Below are 4,199 nucleotides of genomic sequence, written 5' to 3'. Positions count from 1 at the left end.
CCCCAGCAGCTCCAGCGTCGTGCTGATGCCCTCGCGGGCGGCGCCGGTCGCGTCGAACGCTCAATGCCGGGCAGTGGTTGCCGGGACGGCCGCACGCCGCCCGCACCGGTGCCGCCCTTACAGACGTGGCAAACGCGACGCCCGCGAAGTACGCATGGGGGTACGCGATTCGGCGGGAGTGGCCGGACGGACACCACGACCTGTTCAGGTGCACGCCCGACGCGGACACCACGCAGCGGCGGCTCGGCCGTGACCAGGGCTACTGGCGCGCCGGCCCGGTACGGCCGGCGGCGGTGCACCTGATAGCGGCCAACGCCCTTACCGGGGACCGACATCCAGCGGATGACTGCCAGCGCTCGTCGTGCCCAATCTTTCCGGAGCGGGGGGAGCGGCGGTGAAGTCAACGCATGTGCAGGTAGCTCTCGCGCGGCGGACGCTGACTCCGTTCGGGTTGTGGGTGATCGGGGCTGCGGCGTCGGCGCCCATGGTGGTGCTCGCCGGAGGCATCGTCGCGACGTACGCGACCACCAAGGTGACGGCTTTGCCCCTGACCTTCGTGCTCGTCGCGGGTACGGTGGCGGTGCTCGCGGTCGGGTACACGGCGATGGCACGCCAGGTCCGACACCCGGCGGCCTACTACGGCATCCTCGCGAACGGGCTGGGCCGTGGCTGGGGCGTCGCCGCCGGCCTGGTCGCCTTGGTGGCCTACAACGCCATCCAGACCAGCCTGTACGGGCTGTTCGGGGCGACGATCGCCGCGGAGCTCGGCGGCACATGGTGGGTGTGGGCGGGCATCGCCCTGGCCGTCGTCGGGGTGTTGGGTCTGCGGGCGATCGTGCTGTCCACCCGGGTCCTGGCCGCCGTGCTGGCCGTCTCGCTACTGGTCGTCACGGCGTTCGTGCTGGCCGGTGTGGGACAACCGGCGGACGGTCGGCTGTCCTGGGCGGGCTTCGACGCCTCAGGGTTGGCGGTCAGCGGCCTTGGCGGCGCGGTTGCCTTCTGTGTGGCCGCGTTCATGGGCATCGACGCGCCGGGATCGTTCGTCGAGGAGGCCATCGACCGCAGGTCGGTCAGCCGGGCCACCACCGCAGGAGTGGTGGTGCTCGGTGGGGTGTATGCGGTGGCCGCGTGGGCGATGGGGGTGGCGGTCGGCCCCGGAGCCGTCGCCGAGGTCGCCGCTGATCCTGCCGGCGGGCTGCCGTTTTCGGTCCTGGAGCGTCTTGGCGGTGGGTGGGTTGTCCTCGCGGAGCTGATGCTGGTCTTCGCGATCGTCACGTCGATGCTGGCGTTCCACGCCGTGCTCGCACGGTATGTGTTCGCGATGGCCCGCGAGGGCGTCCTGCCTGTTGGGCTCGCGCGAGGCGGCAGCGCGACCCGGGTCAGCGCGCCGCGCGGCGGGTCACTGGCGCAGACCGGTGTCGCCACGGTGGTAGTGGGCGCATTCGCGTTCAGCGGCGCTGACCCCGTCGCGGCGATGTTCACCTGGCTGTCGACGCTGGGTGCGATGGGGCTGCTGTGTCTGCTGTTGGCCGCGTCGGTGGCCGCGTTCAGGGCACCGGACAGCGTGCGCGGGCCGCGGCCGGGGGTGTGGGAGTGGCGGCTCGCGCCCGCCCTGGGCGTGCTCGGCGGGCTGGTGGTGCTGGCCTTGATGCTCGGTAACGTCAGCTCGCTGCTCGGGGCCGCGCCCAGGTCGCTGTACCCCTTTCTGCTGCCCGCGATCCTCGTCGCCACTGCCGTTGCGGGCGGGGTGTGGGCCGGGATCCTGCGGCGAGCCCGTCCCGAGGTCTACGCCGGCATTGGCCGCGGTACCCCGACGGCGCACGCCGTTCCCGACGCCATCAACGTCTCGATCTGAGAAGGAGGATCGCGACGATGAGCAATCATACTGCCGCACCCGGCGGGCATCACGGTGTCGATCCCTTGCGCCCCAGCTGGCGCCCGCAGCACCCACCGGCGGCACTACCCATTGACCCCCGGAGGCCAGCCGATTACGCACTACCACCACCCGGCTACGGCGTGTCCCCAATGCCTGGCGACTACCATCGACCGGCTGACACCACGTTTCCCCCCACACCACCCGCGCCCTCGTCGCCGCCTGCGTCCTGGCAGAGGCAGGACGACGACGGTGTGCCGGCTAGGGCCCGCCGCTCGGCGGACCTGCGCAAGCAAGTCGCGTATCGCTCCAAGCGGGCCAACGCCGGCCACATGGTCGAGGCCGACCAGCGGTTCGGGCAGCGCGATGCGCTCGGTCCGCACGGGGTGATGCTGTTCTTTAGATCCGAGGCCCCGGCCGAGCCGCACGGCTACCGGCTGCACATGGCCCACCGGCTGTGGCTGGCCTCGCCGGAATCCGATGACCTACCTCGGCTGCTCGGCGACCTGGCGGTCATCGCCAGCGACAACATCTCACGTGCCGCCTCCGCCGGGCGCCGGTGGCATCCTCTCGGGCCGGACGGCTCGATGGTCAACGGCGGAGACATGACCCTGCCCGACGACGCGACCTACGTCGGCATCGGCGTCACCACCCTCGACTCGGATCAGGGCCGCTGGTACCAGGTCGCCCGGACCCTGCGCGACGAATCGGCCAACGGCCGCTACCGGTCGGCGTTCGACCTCAAAGGCCAGTGCTACGTGCTGCTGACCGACGGCACCGCCCTGCACATCGACCGTGACCCCCACGCCCGCATCGGCGTGGACGGAATCCGCTGCAACAAAACCCTCGACCCGGACCGGATCACCTACTACAACCCCCACCAGCACCTCACCGAAGAAGACGATGACGCCACCCGGGAGGTGTGGCGGCAACTCGGCGCGCTGCACGACATCCTCACCGCCCACCTGACCGCCAGGCGGCCGGCATGACCCACAACTCCACCCTCGGTCTCCTCGGTGCCGCGGACCTCAGCCTCGCGCCGATCGATGTCACGGCCGTCCTCGACCGCCTGGTGCAGCAGGCCGATGCCGACGCGGCGACGAGTATCGGGTTTCCCGGGGCCGTGGACCTCGACCACAGCAAGGTCATGGCCCGCCTGGGCAGCCGGTTGTGGAACAACATCGGCGATCCAGCGGACCCGGGCGGGACAGCCCACACGCGGGTGCTGGAGCGGGCCGTCATCACCTGGGTCGCCGACATCCTGTCCATGCCGGCCGATGACCGGTGGGGATACGTGACCACGGGCGGCACCGAAGGCAACCTGTCCGCCCTGCACGCCGCCTACCGCCGTTATCCCACCGCCCGGATCTACTACTCGACCGCCGCGCACTACTCGATCTCCAAGACGGCGGCGATACTGGGCGCGCGGAGCGTGGTCATCGACGCGCGGCCGGACGGGGAGATGGACTATGCGCATCTCGCCGCGCAGGTCCGCAGGCGGCGACGCTGGCCCGCCATCGTGGTGGCCACGGCCGGCACCACCATGACCGAGGCGGTGGACGACACCACCCGCATCCGCGCCGTCCTCGACGAGTACGGCGCGGGCGGGCACCTGCACGTCGACGCGGCACTGTCCGGCATCCCGCTCGCCCTGGACGGCCGGCTACGCCTCGATGACGCCGGCGGCATCGGCAGCATCGCCATGTCCGGTCACAAGTTTCTCGGTGTGCCGACTCCGTGCGGAGTCGTCCTCATCCGCGACGGCGTCCGCAGCCACAGCAGCCACGTCGCCTACAACGACACCGTCGACACCACCATCACCGGCTCCCGCTGCGGCCTGGCCGCCGCACTGCTGTGGCACGCCATCGCCACCCACGGCCGCGAAGGACACCGCTGGCGGGTCAGCGAAGCCCGAACCCTTGCCGCCTATGCCGTCAACCAGCTCACCGCCGCGGGATGGCCCGCGTGGCGGCATCCCCACGCCTTCACCGTCGTCCTTGCCACCCCACCGGAACAGGTACGCAAGAAGTGGCTGCTGGCCACCGACGGGGACACCAGCCATATCATCTGCATGCCTGGCGTCAGCAAGGGCCAAGTCGACGCGTTCGTAGCCGACATCGCCGCCGCCGCACCGCCGAGGTCGATACCGCAATCCCGACTCTCGCCCGAATCGCCCACACCACCGCTGGGCACTGACTGTCTTCCGATGCCGTCTACCGACCGACACGGCGGCGAGGTGACTGATCAGGTGGTCGTTCCGGTTGCGGGTAGCCAGGGACGGCCGGTGGCGAGTTCGGTGAGGGCGTGCATGATGTTGCGGCCGTGC

Annotated in this window: 2 protein-coding genes and 1 pseudogene; all 3 read left to right on the top strand. The window is 70.9% G+C overall.

The window, feature by feature from the left end:
* Nucleotides 1–409: 409 nt before the first annotated feature.
* Nucleotides 410–1,855, top strand: a complete 1,446-nt coding sequence (locus AB0G14_RS34870) for an APC family permease (protein ID WP_357704923.1) — start codon at nucleotides 410–412, stop codon at nucleotides 1,853–1,855.
* A 272-nt stretch (nucleotides 1,856–2,127) separates the two neighbouring features.
* A complete protein-coding gene (locus AB0G14_RS34865; RefSeq protein ID WP_357704920.1) occupies nucleotides 2,128–2,862 on the top strand; it encodes a hypothetical protein in 735 nt (244 codons plus the stop codon).
* Nucleotides 2,859–4,010: pseudogene (locus tag AB0G14_RS34860) on the top strand (histidine decarboxylase); the annotation flags it as partial. The gene AB0G14_RS34865 and the pseudogene AB0G14_RS34860, both read left to right, overlap by 4 nt.
* Nucleotides 4,011–4,199 lie beyond the last annotated feature (189 nt).

The organism is Micromonospora sp. NPDC023814, from assembly GCF_040639595.1.
Lineage (GTDB): Bacteria > Actinomycetota > Actinomycetes > Mycobacteriales > Micromonosporaceae > Micromonospora.
Note: the sequence above shows the minus strand (reverse complement) of the source record. Positions and strands in the feature narration are given on the sequence as shown.